Below are 15,660 nucleotides of genomic sequence, written 5' to 3'. Positions count from 1 at the left end.
GCAAAACCCCTGTATTGACGGGCGGGCGGCGCCGCATGCCGCCTGCCCGTCGGGTTTCCATGGCTGAACTGTTGCGCTAAGAACACGTCTATAATCATCGGCTTCCTTCTGTCCTTGCCGGAGCTTGTCGATGATCCGTTCTGCGTTACTGCTGGCCCTGTTGTCGGCCATTCCCCTCAGCCAGTCTGCCCATGCCGCCCCCGACCTGACCACCGTGTCGGAGCGCTCGGGCTTCACCGCTACCGGCCGCTACGACGAGACGATCGCGCTGTGCGCCGCGTACCAGCAGGCGTACCCGAAGCAGGTGCAGTGCATCGATTTCGGCATCACGCCGGAAGGCCGCCCGATGAAGGCGCTGGTCGTGAACGGCAAGGGCGTGTTCACCCCGCAGGCGGCGAAGCAGCAGGGCCTGCCCGTGACCCTGATGCAGGGCGGCATCCATGCCGGCGAGATCGACGGCAAGGACGCCGGCTTCCTGGCGCTGCGCGAAGCGCTCGAAGGCCGCGCGGCCAAGGGCGCGCTCGACAAGCAGGTGTTCATTTTCGTCCCGGTGTTCAACGTCGATGGCCATGAGCGCTTCGGCAAGTGGAACCGCCCGAACCAGCGAGGCCCGGTCGAGATGGGCTGGCGCACCACCGCCCAGAACTACAACCTGAACCGCGACTACCTGAAGGCCGACGCGCCCGAGATGCAGGCCATGCTGGCGCTGGTGAACGCCTGGGATCCGCTGGTCTACGTCGACCTGCACGCGACCAACGGCGCCAAGTTCCAGCACGATATCTCGATCCAGGTCGAGCCGGTGTATTCGGGCGACCCGGGATTGCGCAAGGCCGGCCTGGCTCTGCGCACCAACGTGATCAAGGACATCGCCAAAGAAGGCTCGACGCCGCAGTCCTATTACATGTCGTTCGTGAAGCATGACGACCCGATGTCGGGCTTCATGGACAACGTGTCCGATCCGCGCTTCTCGACCGGCTACTTCCAGCTGCGCAACCGCATGGCGATGCTGGTCGAAACCCACTCGTGGAAGGAGTACCCGGTGCGCGTGCGCATCACCCGCAACACCGTGGTGTCGGTGCTCGACCAGGTGGCGAAGAACGGCAAACAATGGCAGCAGGCCGCGTATGCGGCCGACGCGCGCGCCGCCAAGCTGGGCAACCAGCCGGTGGCGCTGTCGTACAAGGCCTCCGACAAGAAGGAGATGGTCGATTTCAACGGCTACGCCTACACCCGCACGCCGTCGGAAGTCTCAGGCGCCCTGATGACGCGCTACGACGAAACCCGCCCGCAGGTATGGCGCGTGCCGCTGTGGCAGGACATCGTGGCCGATTTCCAGATCACCGCGCCGCGCGCCGGTTACATCGTCCCCGCCGCCTACGCCGCGATCGTGGGCGAGAAGCTGCGCCAGCACGGCGTCGAGTTCCGCAAGCTGGACAAGACGGTCGAGCGCTACGAAGCAGAGACCTTCCGCGCCGCCAAGGCCACCCTGGCCGCCGCTTCGGTCGAAGGCCACCAGCGCCTGACGGTGGAAGGCAAGTGGACGGCGGAAGCGCGTCCGGTTGCGGCAGGCTCGCTGTTCGTGCCGATCGCGCAGCCGAAGGCGCGCCTGGTGGTGGCGATGCTGGAGCCGCAGGCGCCGGATTCGCTGCTGGCCTGGGGCGCGTTCAACACGGCCTTCGAGCGCAAGGAGTACCTGGAAGACTACGTGGCCGAAGAGGTCGCGCGCGAGCAGATGGCGGCCGATCCGGCCGTGGCCAAGGCTTTCCAGGAACGCCTGGACAGCGATCCGGCCTTCGCCAGGAACCCGCAGGCGCGCCTGGAATTCTTCGCCAAGCGCCATTCGTCGTACGACGAGCGCCTGAACCTGTATCCGGTGCTGCGCGCGAACGTCGCTCCCTGACCCGGTAGTGCGTCGTTTTCGGGCGTCACATCTGCAATGACGCTCTGGATATTCAGGGTGGGACGGCGGATGCGGGCGGCGAGCTCAGGATGATCGTCCTGACCGCGCCGCTGGCCTGCGGCGTGAGCTGGTAGAGACGGTCGTACTCGTCGTCCCCGATGTCGAGGCCGGGCTCGCCGCCGAACAGGCGCACCAGTTCCGGCAAGGTGTTCGAGTGACCGACCACCAGCACGGGTCCGCGCAGCGCCTTCACCTGGTCGACCAGCGCTTTGGGCAGGGCCGGGTCGTACTGCGCGACCTGCAACCCCAGCTGCTGCGCCAGCGGCTGCGCGGTCTGCAGCGTGCGCGCGGTCGGCGTGCTGAAAATGGCCTGGATGCCGGTGCGGTACAGGATCGCCGCGATGTGTTGCGCGCGCAGATGGCCTTGCGGCGTCAGGGCCGGGTCCTTGCCGATGCTGGCCTTTTCGCCATGACGCACGAGGTAGATCGCGCTGGGCTCGGCCAGCGCCGCGCCAGGCAGGAGCACGGCAAGGGCAATGGAAATATTTCGCAGCAGGCGTGGGGTTCGGCGCAAAGGCAGGCGCATCGCGGTTTTCTCGAAGGTGAAGGTGACGCCAGCGTAGCACGGCGGAACTCAGGCTTGGATATCTGGGAAAGGACCGTCATGGATCCTAGCATCCCACTGCGGCGCGGCGAGGGGCAGCGTTGCCACCCGGACCAGTGACTCACTGGACATATACCAGTCATTGACCACCAGTTCGGCCTGCTCGATGCGCATGACGCCCAGCGGTGCGTCGCGCAGTGCGTGGAGCAGTGCGGCAAATCGCGCCGCATCGCGCAAGGGCTCGGTGAAACGAAACAGCGTCATATGCGCGGTCACCAGGCGATAGCGCCGGTCGAGCGCGCCGTCGAGGCCCCGCTCGCGCAAGGCGGTGCGCAGACGCTCGCGCAAGATTTCCAGCACTGGTCCGCGTGCAACACCGCGCGCCATCACCGCGCCGCGCGACAGCGCGATGCCGCCGAAGTCGATGTCGATCGCCTCGATGCCGTCCACGGCGGCCCGGACCGCGGCCAGATAGTCGTCCACCAGCGCCGGGTGGATGGCGACGCCGGCGCCGGCGGTCAGCAGCGACAGGATCGTCATGTGCAGATCGGCTGCCGGGTAACGATACTGCCGCGGCTCGGCGCCCGCCAGGCGGTCCAGCAGGCTGTCGATGCGGGTTTGCAGCGAGGGGTCGGGACGCGCGATCAGGCTGATGCCGCGGCGCGGGTCGGGACCCGCGGCAAGACGCGTGTCGCAGTCCACCTCTCCACGCGCGATCGCGCCGAAAGCGTGCTCCCACATCGTGTCGTAATGGGCCTGCAGGCTGCTGCCGGAGATGTCAGTCATCGCTTCGTACGATCGAGACAAAAAACGGGGACAAAACACGGGACGAAAAACGGGACGAAAAAAAAGCAGAGGCCCGGCCTCTGCTTTCATCCTACGCGGTCGTCAGAGCTGCGTTAGCGAAATCGTGTTCGTGGCCGGCGTCGAACACGGCTCCTCGTCGAACGCGATGTCGCCCAGGGGATTGGGCACGCCATCGGTCTTGAGGCCAACGAAGTCGAACAGATCGCGGTCCTGCAAATGCGACGGCACCACGGTCGACAGCGACGAGAAGATATTCTCGACCCGGCCCGGATGCTTCTTTTCCCACTCGCGCAGCATGTTCTTGATTTGCTTTCTCTGCAGGTTTTCCTGCGAGCCGCACAGGTCGCACGGGATGATCGGGAAACCCTTCACTTCGGCGTAGCGCTCGGTGTCGGCTTCCTTCACGTAGGCCATCGGGCGGATCACCATGTGCTTGCCGTCGTCCGACACCAGCTTGGCCGGCATGCCCTTCAGCTTACCGCCGAAGAACATGTTCAGGAAGAAGGTCTCGAGGATGTCGTCGCGGTGGTGGCCCAGCGCGATCTTGTTGCAGCCGAGTTCATCGGCCACGCGGTACAGGATGCCGCGCCGCAGGCGCGAGCACAGCGAGCAGGTGGTCTTGCCTTCCGGGACCAGGCGCTTGACGATGCTGTAGGTGTCCTGGTTTTCGATGTGATAGGGCACGCCGAGCTTGTCCAGGTAGGCCGGGAGAATATGCGCCGGAAAGTTCGGCTGCTTCTGGTCGAGGTTGACCGCGACGATGTCGAAGTGGATCGGCGCGCGCTCGCGCAGCGTGAGCAGGATGTCGAGCAGGGCGTAGCTGTCCTTGCCGCCCGACAGGCAGACCATCACCTTGTCGCCATCCTCGATCATGTTGAAGTCGCCGATCGCCTGGCCCACCAGGCGGCACAGGCGCTTGTGCAGCTTGTTGTTCTCGTGCGCGATCTTCTCTTGCTTCTTGACGTCGACTTCGACGCCTGCGGTCGGGAAGTCCGCTTCCACGACGCGCTCGACTACGGTTTCGTTCATGCTGCTTCCTTGATCTGGAACACTTCAACGCCGACGCCTTCGCAGTCGGCATACACATCCGGCTTCATCGTCGAGACACCGGCGGCGCGCACGCGCGGGTGCGCCAGCATCGCCTTGACCACGTCGTCGCACAGGGTTTCCTGCAGGTGGATGTGGCCCTTGGCGATGCGCTGGGCAATGGTCTCGCGCATGAAGTCGTAGTCGACCACTTCCGCCAGCTGGTCGGCCTTCGGCGTCGACAGCTCCAGCGGAATGTACAGCTCGACATTGATCAGGACACGCTGCTCGCCCTTCTTCTCGAAATCGTGCACGCCGATATTGATCATCACTTCGTAATTGCGCAGGAACAGCCGGCGGCAATCGCGCAAGCTCGGGTGGGACAGGGCGGACAACATGGGATAGCCTTATTTGTGGGAGTTATTCGATTCGGTCAGGAACATCACGTCGCGGCTCAGCGGCATCAGGTGCTGGCCGCCATCGACCAGCAGGGTGGTGCCGGTCAGCGCGCGCGCCGATGCGGCGTAGACCACGGCGTCGGCGATGTCCTGCGGGGTCGACGAGCGCTGCAGCGGCGTCATCTGGTGCGCCGCGGCGAAGCCTTGCTCGCTCTGGTCGCCCGAGACCATCGTGATGCCGGGGGCGACGCCGACCACGCGCACCTTCGGCGCCAGCGCCTGCGCCAGCATCGTGGTCGCCGTGTGCAGGGCCGCCTTGGACAGCGTGTACGACAGAAAATCCGGGTTGAGATTGTACAGTTTCTGGTCCAGCAAGTTGACCACGACGGCCTGTCGCCCGTCCGGGGTGGCGGCGTGCAATTCCTGCGCCAGCAGCACCGGCGCGGCCACGTTCGCCTGCATATGGGCATTGAGCAGCTGCCAGGAGAACTCGGTGGCGCTGTCGTATTCAAACAACGAAGCGTTGTTGACGACGCAAGACAGCGGCCCCAGCGCGGCGCTGGCCTGGCCGACCAGTTGCCGCACCGCCGCCTCGTCGGCCAGGTCGCATTGCAGCAGCGCGGCGCGCCGGCCAAGCGCCAGGATGGCGTCGCGCGTCGCGATGGCGTCGCTTTCGGAATGGCGGTAGTGCAGGGCGAGATCCCATCCGGCCTGGGCCAGGCCGAGCGCGATCGCGCGGCCGAGGCGGCGGCCGGCGCCGGTCACCAGCGCGACCCGGGGCAGGGAAATCGAAGGGCTGTCCGTCATTGATATGGTCGAAGGCTGTAAATTGTTGATAAAAGCTATTCTGGCTACAATGCCGGCATGTCCTTGCCCGCACCCGAACCTGACGCCCTGGCCGCGTCCCATTCCCTGCAACAACTGATCGCCGCTGACATCGCACAGCACGGCGGCGCGATCGCATTCTCTCGTTTCATGGAACTGGCGCTGTACGCGCCCAGGCTCGGGTATTACAGCGGCGGCGCGGCCAAGCTCGGCGCGAGCGGCGATTTCACCACCGCGCCCGAGATGACGCCGCTGTTCGGGGCGGCCGTGGCGCGCGTGGCAGCCGCTATTATCGCCCAAAGCGCGCCCGACATCATCGAGTTCGGCGCCGGCACCGGCCGCCTGGCGCGCGACGTCATCACTGCTCTGGCGCGCATTGGCGTTCCTGTGCGTTCCTACACCATCATCGAGTTGTCCGGCGAACTGCGCGCGCGCCAGCAAGCCAACCTGGCCGATCTGCCGCAGATGCGCTGGCTGGACGCCATGCCGGACCGGTTCAGCGGCGTGGTGCTGGCCAACGAGGTGCTCGACGCCATGCCGGTCGAGCTGGTGATCCGTACCCGCGACGGCTGGCGCCGGCAAATGGTCACGGTCGAGGACGGCGCCTTCGCCTTCGTCCAGGCGCCGCTGGGCGACGAACTGGCCGCGCAGCTGGCGCGCCAGGTGCCTGACCACGAGCAGATGATCGAGGGCTATGTGACCGAACTGCACCCGGTTGGCGCCGGCTTCATGCGCTCGCTGGCGGCGATGTTCGCGGGCGGCCGCGGCGCCGCCATCCTGGTCGACTACGGCTTCCCGGCCCACGAGTATTACCTCGACCAGCGCATCGGCGGCACCTTGATGTGTCATTACCGCCACCACGCGCACCCGGACCCCTTTTACTTGCCCGGCCTGCAGGACATCACGGCCCATGTCGATTTCACGGCGATGGCGCTGGCGTCCCAGGATGCCGGCCTGCCGGTGCTGGCCTATATGAGCCAGGCCGCCTTCCTGCTCGGCGCCGGGATCGGTGAACTGTTGCTGGAAAACGACCCCAACGACGCCAGGCAGTTCCTGCCCCTGTCGCGGGCCGTGCAAAAGCTGGTGTCTCCAGCTGAAATGGGCGAATTGTTCAAGGTGCTGGTGGTCGGACAGGACGTAGAATTGCCGGACGCAATCGTGCATGCGGACCGCAGCCATCGCTTGTAGACTTTATGATATCTTGCACAGCGGATACAAATCCGGCTAAGCTGTGCGATATTCCCGCGTCTCGTCACATGACGGGCTTCGGCCGAGGACAGACAAAACGCGCAGGGTAGAAGCGGGTAGACTTGACAGATCATGGGCAAGATTCACACACATTATGACAACCTGAAGGTGTCGCGTCATGCGCCCCAGGAAGTCATTCGTGCTTCCTACAAGGCCCTGAGCCAAAAATATCACCCTGACAAGAATCCGGGCGACGAAAAGTCCGCCCGCATCATGGCGGTCGTCAATACCGCCTACAACGTCCTGTCCGATCCCGTGCGCCGCAAGGAGCACGACGAATGGATCGCCGCCGAGGAGTGGGAAGTCGAGTGGCTGGAAAGCTCGAGCGCCAAGGAAGGCCAGCCGCGCAAGAACGGCGACAACTGGGATGGGCAGCCGCCGCCCAGGCCGCGCCGCAAGCGATTGTGGCGCGATCCGCGCTGGTGGCTCGGCATGTCGGGCTGCTTCGTGGCCGGCGCCGTCGTCGCCGTGCTGATGATCGAACAACAGCCGAACATTATCCCCAGCGCGCTGGCCTGGGGCGGCATTGCCCAGCCAGACCCCATCAAGACCGGCCGCGCCGACGCATTGGGCGTCGACGCCAGCGGTGACGACTGGGCCCGCCGCATCGGTCCGGACGGCGCCAAGGGCCCGCCGCCCGAGGTGCGCGCGCTCGCCGTCACCCAGCTGGCGGTGCCGGCCCGCGCCCCCGACTGCAGCACCGACCTGCAGACCCTGGCGTCGCCCAGCGGCGATCCGTGGCCGCTCGAATCGTCCTACCTGCCCGGCTACCCGGTCGGCAACGAGGGGGCGGAGATGCAGGTCGTGATCGACAACAGCGCCAACGCGGCGCCGGTGTTCGTCAAGCTGTACGACCTCGACCGCCGCGCCAACGTCAGGCACGCCTTCGTGCAGCAGCGCTCGAACTTCACCTTCGACAGGCTGGCCGCCGGCAAGTACGAGGTGCGTTACCAGAACGTGGTCGACGGCGCCAGCAAGTCCGAATGCGACAGCCGCCATACGGCCCTGCGCCAGGCCGCGGCCGATGTTCAATAAGCGGGCCTTGACAAGCTGGCTTCCATAAACAGGCTGTCGTTTTTTCGGCGTGCTGACGCTTTCTCGTGTCAGTACTTACCCAATTGCATTATTTTCGTTCCTCGCCGTAATATACTGGCCGATGCCGCGCGCCCATGCAGCCGCGGCGCCACGCCCAACGCAGGCTTATACGGAACATCATGAACGAACTGGAAGGCCTGACGGCCCTGATCATCGAGCCCCACGCGGGGATGCGGACCAGCATCCACAGCATGCTCACGCTGTGCGGCCTGACCCGGATCGAGCACGCCAGTAACGCCAACCAGGCTGTCAAGCACCTGGGCCTGCGCCAGTTCGACCTGATCCTGTGCGAATACGACCTCGAAGGCGGCCAGGATGGCCAGCAACTGCTGGAAGACCTGCGCCACCACAAGCTGATGAAGCTGGCCACCATGTTCTTCATGGTCACCGCCGAAGGCAACCACAGCAAGGTGGTCAGCGCGGCCGAACTGGCGCCGACCGACTACATCCTCAAGCCGTTCACCGCCGATCGCCTGCTCGAGCGCATCGCACGCGCCCTCGACAAGCGCAATGCCTTCCTGCCGGTGCACACCCTGATGGAAGCGGGCGACCAGATCGATGCGATCGCCGCCTGCGTCGAAGGCCAGCGCCTGCACCCGCGCTACGCGGTCGACTTCCTGCGCCTGCGCGCCGAGCTGCACATGTTCCTGGGCCAGGCCGACCAGGCCGAGCCGATCTATCGCCACCTGATCGAGATCAAGGCGATCGCCTGGGCCCGGCTTGGCCTGGCCAAGACGCTCTTCGTGCGCAAGCAGTTCACCGAGACGCGCGACATCCTGGAAGAACTGGTCGACACCAACCGCAACTTCGTCGATGCCTATGACTGGCTGGCGCGCACCCATGCGGCGGTCGGCGAATTGCAGAAATCGCAGTCCGTGCTGAGCGAGGCAGTGGCGGTGTCGCCGCATGCGGTGCGGCGCTTGCGCACCCTGGCCGACACCGCCTTCGAGGCGGGCGACGTCGATACCGCCGAAAAATCCTTGCGCCAGGTGGTGGCCAAGGCCAAATATTCCGAATTCCGCGACCCCGAAGATCACGTCAAGCTGGTGCGCACACTGGTGCACAAGGGCGATCCCGTCGGGGCCGCCGCCGTGGTGCGCGACCTCGACCGCACGATGGGCGGGCGCGCCAACACCGCGCTGTGCAGCGCGATCGCCTCGGCCCTGGTGCACGAGTACACCGGCAATGAGCAGCGCCTGGGCGAAGCGCTGGACACGGCCCTGGCGTCAAGCAAGGATGCGCCCAATCTGTCGCCCGAGCTCAAGCTCGAGCTGGCGCGTACCTGCATCGACAATGGCCGCGAAGAAGGCGCTTCCGAGATCGTGCGCGAGGTGATGAGCAATGCCTCGAGCGACACCATGGTCTCGCGCGCCATGGGCGTGCTGGAACAGGCCGGTAGAAGCGAGCTGGCGCAGACCCTCGCCCAGCAGAGCCGCCAGCAGGTGGTCGACCTGGTCGCCGGCGGCGCCGCGCGCGCCAAGGACGGCGACTACCACGGCGCGGTGAGGCTGATGCTGGAAGCGGCCACCAAGTTGCCGAGCAATCCGGCGGTGGCCTTCAATGCCGCGCTGGCGGTGCTGCGCTGCCTCGAGCACGAGGGCTGGGACAACCGTCTCGGCGCGCAGGTGCCGGGCCTGGTCGGCAATGTGCGCAAGCTCGACCCGCTCAATCCCAAGCTGCCGGCGCTGGCGGCGCTGCACCAGCAGGTGCTGAAACAATACAAACAGGGCGCGCACGCGGGCGCGCCGCTGCGCAAGGCCGGCTGAGCGGATCGACACCATGGCCGACATCTTCCAGGACGGCGCTGTGCGCCGCGTGCGACCCGCCCTGATGCGACAACTCAGCGGCACCGAACGCATGTTCACCCTGGGCGGCGCCGTCACGCAGGTGATCGGCATGGGGTATAGCGACGACCTGGGCACGGCCGACCTCGCGTATTACGTGGTGTCCGACGTCGCCCTGACCCAGCGTATCCTGCGCCTGTCCAACACGGTCCAGTACCGTACCCTGTCCGGTACGCCGGTGACGACGATCTCGCGCGCCATTTCCCTGCTCGGCTTCGACAATGTGCGCGCCGCCGCGCTGGCGATGCTGCTGGTCGATGCGCTCGACACCGCCGAGCACGGCGTGCGGGTGGAGCTCGAAGCCGCCCTGTGCGCCAGCCTGGTCGGCCGCGAGCTGGCGCGCCACAGCCCGATCCCCGGCGCCGAGGAGGCGGCGATCTGCGCGCTGTTCAAGAACCTGGGTCCGCTGCTGCTGGCCAGTCACGAACCCGAGCGCTACCGGGAAATCGCCGCGCTCGTGGCGGCCGGCAAGCACAGCTCAAGCCAAGCTGCGCAACTGATCTTGGGCTGCAGCTTTGAGACCCTGTCAGGGGCGATCTTGCGCGAGTGGCAGATGCCGGAGTTGATCGTGCGGGCGCAGGCGGCCCTTCCTCCGGGGCCGCTCGAGGTGGCTGCCGACCGCGACGAATGGATGCGGCAGGTGGCCGCCTTCAGCCGCGACGTGGCGCGCCTGATGGGGCGCTGCCACGATCCGGCGACCTCGCCCGAGGCCGGCGTGCTGCTCGCGCGCTACGGCATGGCGCTCGGCGTCGATGCGCCGCGCCTGGCGGCCCTGTTCGACGTGGCGCAGGAAGGCATGAACGGCATGCTGCAGAGCATGAACATGGAGCGCGCCCCGAAGACCGATCCGAAAGCCGGCAGCAGCCTGCCGAACGTGCTGGCGCTAGCCACCCTGGATGCGGGCGAGGACGACGAGGGCGAGTTCCACCCCAGCGGCAAGCCGAAGAATGCGCGCGACCTGCTGCTGGCGGGCGTGCAGGACGTGACCCTGCTGGGCGGATCCGGCGCCGGCGTCAACGACGTGGTCAATGCCGTGCTCGAAACCCTGTACGGCGCGCTGGGATTCCGGTTCGCCACCGTGTGCCTGCGCGATGCGCGCACCGGACAGTTCCGCGCGCGGGTGTCGCTGGGCGAGGGCAGCGTCGACCTGCAGGACGGCTTCGTATTCCCTTGCGCCTTTACCCGCGACGTGTTCCATCTGGCCTTGGAAAACGACGCCGACATGATGATCGCGGACGCCTTCAGCCCCAAGATCCGCGACCTGCTGCCGGCCTGGTACAAGACCCTGCTGCCGGACGCCGAGAGCTTCATCGTGCTGCCGCTGGTGGTCGGCAAGGCCAGGGTAGGGCTGATCTACGCCGACCGCATCTTCCCCGCGCCCGAGGGCCTGGCGCAGGACGAGACGGCGCTGATCAAGGCGCTCAAGGCGCAGGCGCTGACGGCGCTGGCGCCGGCGGATGCGAACCACCCTCAGCCTTGATCGACGTCGTTCCCCCGAAGGCGGGAACCTCATTGCGTTGCACGCCTCATCATCTTGTTCTTGCCTCGACACTGAGCACAAAGACTTGGGTTCCCGCCTGCGCGGGAACGACATTGTCTGGTCATGCCGAGGTGCCGGCGGAACAATTCCAGATCGGTTCATGAAGATTTTTTCGCACTTGGCAAAATCACCCTTGCAGCTTTACAGTCCGGCCGTTACAATCACGCCCCGAAGCAACGCTGTCAGGTGAAGTAGAAAATCTTCTACCAAAACCTGATTGACAGTACGTTGAGCTTGCTTCATACTCTGCGGTTCTTCGCGGTGGGGTGGCCGAGTGGTTAAAGGCAGCAGACTGTAAATCTGCCCTCTCTGAGTACGCTGGTTCGAATCCAGCCCCCACCACCAAAAAGAAGATCGTGAAGTCGAATTTGAAGTTGTACCTCGCGGGTGTAGCTCAATGGTAGAGCAGAAGCCTTCCAAGCTTACGACGAGGGTTCGATTCCCTTCACCCGCTCCAGTGTGTGCGGTGGTTTCTACATCGCAAAAATCAGCCCTTGTAGCTCAGTGGTAGAGCACTCCCTTGGTAAGGGAGAGGCCACGTGTTCAATCCACGTCAAGGGCACCAGAATTTTGTACGGCAGTCGCGTTGCACTCGTCCGTCAGGTGTGCCTGGTAATCCCCAAAATATCGTTAGATCTTAGGAGTCTGAAATGGCAAAAGGTAAATTCGAACGGACCAAGCCGCACGTGAACGTCGGCACCATCGGTCACGTTGACCACGGTAAAACCACCCTGACGGCTGCAATCGCTACCGTCCTGTCGAAGAAATTCGGCGGCGAAGCCAAGGCCTACGACCAGATCGACGCGGCTCCGGAAGAAAAAGCACGCGGCATCACCATCAACACCGCGCACGTCGAGTACGAAACCGAAAACCGTCACTACGCGCACGTTGACTGCCCAGGCCACGCCGACTACATCAAGAACATGATTACCGGTGCAGCGCAGATGGACGGCGCGATCCTGGTGTGCTCGGCCGCCGACGGCCCGATGCCACAGACCCGCGAGCACATCCTGCTGGCGCGTCAGGTTGGCGTTCCATACATCATCGTGTTCCTGAACAAGTGCGACCTGGTCGACGACGCGGAACTGCTGGAACTGGTCGAAATGGAAGTGCGCGAGCTCCTGTCGAAATACGAGTTCCCAGGCGACGACGTGCCAATCATCAAGGGTTCGGCACGTATGGCCCTCGAAGGCAAACCAGGCGAAATGGGCGAAGAGTGCATCACCCGCCTGGCTGAAGCCCTGGACACCTACATCCCAACGCCAGAGCGCGCTGTGGACGGCGCCTTCCTGATGCCAGTCGAAGACGTGTTCTCGATCTCGGGTCGCGGCACCGTCGTCACCGGTCGTGTCGAGCGCGGCGTTGTCAAAGTCGGCGAAGAGATCGAAATCGTCGGTATCGTCGACACCGTCAAGACCACCTGCACCGGCGTGGAAATGTTCCGCAAGCTGCTGGACCAGGGTCAAGCTGGCGACAACGTCGGCCTGCTGCTGCGCGGTACCAAGCGTGAAGACGTGCAACGTGGTCAAGTCCTGGCAAAACCAGGTTCGATCAAGCCGCACAACCACTTCACCGGTGAGATCTACGTCCTGTCGAAAGACGAAGGCGGCCGTCACACCCCATTCTTCAACAACTATCGTCCTCAGTTCTACTTCCGTACGACTGACGTGACCGGTTCGATCGAACTGCCAGCAGACAAAGAAATGGTCATGCCAGGCGACAACGTCTCGATCACCGTCAAGCTGATCGCACCGATCGCGATGGAAGAAGGTCTGCGCTTCGCAATCCGCGAAGGCGGCCGTACCGTCGGCGCCGGCGTGGTTGCCAAGATCCTCGCCTAAGTAGTCGGGTGATAGAGGGAAGCAGAAGCATTTCTGTTTCCCTCAAACAGCATTGCCAGCGAGCGCGCGCTTGTTGTATAATGTTGGATTCAGCAGCAAAGTTTTCGTAGGGGTGTAGCTCAATTGGCAGAGCGTCGGTCTCCAAAACCGAAGGTCGCGGGTTCGATTCCCTCCGCCCCTGCCACCGAATTCTGGTGCGCGGCACCGAAAGTAAAGAAGAATGTCTAATCAATCCGTGCAAACTGTCAGCACCTCGAATGACAAGTTCAAGGTCGCGCTGGCGGTGGTTGCAGCGATTGCAGGCGTCGTCGGGTTCTTCTACCTGACTGGCCAGAACAAACCAGCCTTGGTCGCCGCAGGCGCCCTCGTGGCTGGTTTAGTTTTTGCCGTCCTGCTTTTGTGGACTTCCACCACTGGTCGTGATTTCCTGAGCTTCGCCAAGGAGTCGGTGCGCGAGACCAAGAAGGTCGTCTGGCCTACCCGCCGCGAAGCCATGCAGATCACCGGCATCGTGTTTGCCTTCGTGGTCGTGATGGCGATTTTCCTGTGGGGCACGGATAAAATTCTCGAGCTCCTGTTGTACGACTTTGTCCTGGGTTGGAAATAACATGAGCGATAACGTGCAAGACAATGCACCTGTGCCGGGCGAAGTCCCGGCACAAGACGCTGCGGCTGCGCCGCTGAGCGTCCCGGTCAGCAACAAGCGCTGGTACGTCGTCCATGTCTATTCGGGCATGGAAAAGAGCGTGATGCGCGCACTGACCGAGCGCGTCGAGCGCGCCGGCATGCAAGAACAGTTCGGCCAGATCCTGGTGCCGACCGAGGAAGTCGTCGAGATGCGCAACGGTTCCAAAGCCGTTTCCGAGCGCCGCTTCTTCCCGGGCTACGTGCTGGTTGAGATGGAAATGACCGACGAAACCTGGCACCTGGTGAAGAACACCAGCAAGGTCACCGGCTTCATCGGCGGCAAATCGAACAAGCCGACGCCGATCCCAACGCGCGAGATCGACAAGATCATGCAGCAGGTGCAAGAGGGCGTCGAAAAGCCACGGCCAAAAGTGCTGTACGAAGTGGGCGAACAAGTCCGCATCAAGGAAGGCCCGTTCACCGACTTCAACGGCAACGTCGAGGAAGTCAACTACGAGAAATCGAAGGTGCGTGTCTCAGTCACCATCTTCGGCCGCTCGACTCCGGTGGAACTGGAGTTCGGGCAGGTAGAGAAAGTCTAAACGCTTTAATCGGAGCGTCGCAGCAGCTAGGCGGAATCCGGTAAGAGGAGCCCCGCCGAGACGAGTAGTCGTGGTGGGGCGCTACTACTCAAGTCAAGATAGGAGCCAGACATGGCAAAGAAAATCATTGGCTTTATCAAGCTGCAAGTTGCAGCTGGTAAGGCAAACCCATCCCCACCGATCGGTCCTGCACTCGGTCAGCGTGGCCTGAACATCATGGAATTCTGCAAGGCGTTCAACGCGCAGACCCAGGGTATGGAACCAGGCATGCCGATCCCGGTCGTGATCACCGCGTTCGCCGACAAGTCCTTCACCTTCGTGATGAAGACCCCGCCGGCAACCTACCTGATCAAGAAAGCCGCCGGCATCACCAAGGGCTCGGCCAAGCCGCACACCGACAAGGTTGCCAAGCTGACCCGCGCGCAAGCTGAAGAAATCGCAAAAACCAAGCAGCCGGACCTGACCGCCGCCGACATGGACGCAGCAGTGCGTATCATCGCTGGCTCGGCACGTTCGATGGGCATCACGGTGGAGGGTGTGTAATGGCTAAGCTGTCCAAGCGCGTCAAAGCAATCAAAGCAAAAGTGGACCGTAACAAGGTCTATGAGTTCGACAACGCTGTGTCGCTCATCAAGGAATTCGCCACCGCCAAGTTCAACGAGTCGATCGACGTCGCCGTTCAACTGGGCGTGGACCCGAAGAAGTCGGACCAGGTCGTCCGCGGTTCGGTCGTGCTGCCAGCTGGCACCGGCAAGACCGTGCGCGTCGCCGTGTTCGCTTCGGGCGACAAGGCCGAAGCTGCCAAGGCAGCCGGCGCCGACGTGGTCGGCATGGAAGACCTGGCAGAGCGCGTGAAGGCCGGCGACATGCCGTTCGACATCGTCATCGCTTCGCCGGACACCATGCGTATCGTCGGTACCCTGGGTCAGATCCTGGGCCCACGCGGCCTGATGCCGAACCCGAAAGTCGGCACCGTGACCCCGGACGTCGCTACCGCCGTCAAGAACGCCAAAGCCGGTCAGGTCCAGTACCGTACCGACAAGGCAGGCATCGTCCACGCGACCATCGGCCGCAAGTCGTTCAGCGACGCAGATCTGAAGACCAACCTGGTCGCCCTGATCGACGCCCTGAACAAGGCCAAGCCGGCCACCTCGAAAGGCGTGTACCTGCGTAAGGTCGCCCTGTCGTCGACCATGGGCGCTGGCGTCCGTGTCGATCACGCTTCGATCTCGGCTGCTGCCTAACTGGATCCAAGCGACGGTGCTTGCACCGTCGTCCCCGCGCAGGCGGGGATCCAAGTTGC

The 15,660-nt window shown here is 64.1% G+C and carries 15 protein-coding genes and 4 tRNA genes; 14 read left to right on the top strand and 5 right to left on the bottom strand.

Features of this window, described 5'->3' with window-relative positions:
* The first annotated feature begins 130 nt into the window (after positions 1-130).
* Positions 131-1,900: a M14 family metallopeptidase gene (locus ACZ9AQ_RS01090; protein WP_429201448.1), complete on the top strand. Its 1,770-nt coding sequence runs from the start codon at positions 131-133 to the stop codon at positions 1,898-1,900.
* A gap of 52 nt (positions 1,901-1,952) precedes the next feature.
* Here the strand turns inward: ACZ9AQ_RS01090 and ACZ9AQ_RS01085 are convergent, their stop codons facing one another.
* The 5 genes from ACZ9AQ_RS01085 to ACZ9AQ_RS01065 form a co-directional block, all read right to left on the bottom strand.
* Positions 1,953-2,486, bottom strand: a complete 534-nt coding sequence (locus ACZ9AQ_RS01085; RefSeq protein ID WP_429201450.1) for a SixA phosphatase family protein — start codon at positions 2,484-2,486, stop codon at positions 1,953-1,955.
* A gap of 48 nt (positions 2,487-2,534) precedes the next feature.
* Positions 2,535-3,290 (bottom strand): 2'-5' RNA ligase family protein, encoded by a 756-nt coding sequence (locus tag ACZ9AQ_RS01080; RefSeq protein WP_429201451.1) that lies wholly within the window; start codon positions 3,288-3,290, stop codon positions 2,535-2,537.
* Positions 3,291-3,392: 102 nt separating this feature from the next.
* Complete coding sequence (gene ttcA / locus ACZ9AQ_RS01075) at positions 3,393-4,340, bottom strand: tRNA 2-thiocytidine(32) synthetase TtcA (RefSeq protein WP_429201453.1); 948 nt, start codon at positions 4,338-4,340, stop codon at positions 3,393-3,395.
* Positions 4,337-4,735 (bottom strand): dihydroneopterin aldolase, encoded by a 399-nt coding sequence (locus ACZ9AQ_RS01070; protein WP_429201454.1) that lies wholly within the window; start codon positions 4,733-4,735, stop codon positions 4,337-4,339. The genes ttcA and ACZ9AQ_RS01070 overlap by 4 nt, the downstream gene beginning before the upstream one ends.
* A gap of 9 nt (positions 4,736-4,744) precedes the next feature.
* Positions 4,745-5,542 (bottom strand): SDR family oxidoreductase, encoded by a 798-nt coding sequence (locus ACZ9AQ_RS01065; RefSeq protein ID WP_429201456.1) that lies wholly within the window; start codon positions 5,540-5,542, stop codon positions 4,745-4,747.
* A gap of 57 nt (positions 5,543-5,599) precedes the next feature.
* Between ACZ9AQ_RS01065 and ACZ9AQ_RS01060 the strand changes: the two genes are divergently transcribed.
* The 13 genes from ACZ9AQ_RS01060 (at position 5,600) to rplA (ending at position 15,601) form a co-directional block, all read left to right on the top strand.
* The gene (locus ACZ9AQ_RS01060; protein WP_429201458.1) at positions 5,600-6,748 is read left to right on the top strand and encodes a class I SAM-dependent methyltransferase; all 1,149 of its coding nucleotides are present in this window, start codon (positions 5,600-5,602) and stop codon (positions 6,746-6,748) included.
* Positions 6,749-6,880: 132 nt separating this feature from the next.
* Positions 6,881-7,843, top strand: coding sequence for a J domain-containing protein (locus tag ACZ9AQ_RS01055; protein WP_429201460.1), 963 nt, complete (start codon positions 6,881-6,883; stop codon positions 7,841-7,843).
* A 179-nt stretch (positions 7,844-8,022) separates the two neighbouring features.
* Entirely contained in the window at positions 8,023-9,669 is a 1,647-nt protein-coding gene (locus tag ACZ9AQ_RS01050) for a response regulator (protein WP_429201462.1), read from the top strand.
* Between the two features lie 13 nt (positions 9,670-9,682).
* Positions 9,683-11,227 carry an HDOD domain-containing protein gene (locus ACZ9AQ_RS01045; protein ID WP_429201464.1) on the top strand — a complete coding sequence of 515 codons (1,545 nt, stop codon included), beginning with the start codon at positions 9,683-9,685 and terminating at the stop codon, positions 11,225-11,227.
* 320 nt (positions 11,228-11,547) lie between these two features.
* A tRNA-Tyr gene (locus tag ACZ9AQ_RS01040) sits at positions 11,548-11,632 on the top strand.
* Positions 11,633-11,670: 38 nt separating this feature from the next.
* Positions 11,671-11,744: transfer RNA gene (locus ACZ9AQ_RS01035), tRNA-Gly, on the top strand.
* A 33-nt stretch (positions 11,745-11,777) separates the two neighbouring features.
* Positions 11,778-11,852, top strand: a tRNA-Thr gene (locus ACZ9AQ_RS01030).
* Positions 11,853-11,937: 85 nt separating this feature from the next.
* Complete coding sequence (tuf, locus tag ACZ9AQ_RS01025) at positions 11,938-13,128, top strand: elongation factor Tu (protein ID WP_429201466.1); 1,191 nt, start codon at positions 11,938-11,940, stop codon at positions 13,126-13,128.
* A gap of 108 nt (positions 13,129-13,236) precedes the next feature.
* Positions 13,237-13,312, top strand: a tRNA-Trp gene (locus tag ACZ9AQ_RS01020).
* A 36-nt stretch (positions 13,313-13,348) separates the two neighbouring features.
* Positions 13,349-13,735: a preprotein translocase subunit SecE gene (gene secE, locus ACZ9AQ_RS01015; protein WP_429201468.1), complete on the top strand. Its 387-nt coding sequence runs from the start codon at positions 13,349-13,351 to the stop codon at positions 13,733-13,735.
* 1 nt (position 13,736) lies between these two features.
* Complete coding sequence (nusG, locus tag ACZ9AQ_RS01010) at positions 13,737-14,357, top strand: transcription termination/antitermination protein NusG (RefSeq protein WP_429201470.1); 621 nt, start codon at positions 13,737-13,739, stop codon at positions 14,355-14,357.
* Positions 14,358-14,468: 111 nt separating this feature from the next.
* Complete coding sequence (gene rplK / locus ACZ9AQ_RS01005) at positions 14,469-14,900, top strand: 50S ribosomal protein L11 (protein ID WP_429201472.1); 432 nt, start codon at positions 14,469-14,471, stop codon at positions 14,898-14,900.
* The gene (rplA, locus tag ACZ9AQ_RS01000; RefSeq protein WP_429201473.1) at positions 14,900-15,601 is read left to right on the top strand and encodes a 50S ribosomal protein L1; all 702 of its coding nucleotides are present in this window, start codon (positions 14,900-14,902) and stop codon (positions 15,599-15,601) included. Before rplK ends, rplA begins: the two co-directional genes overlap by 1 nt.
* Positions 15,602-15,660 lie beyond the last annotated feature (59 nt).

The organism is Massilia sp. UYP34, assembly GCF_056279385.1.
This window is presented reverse-complemented; position numbering and strand designations above follow the sequence as displayed.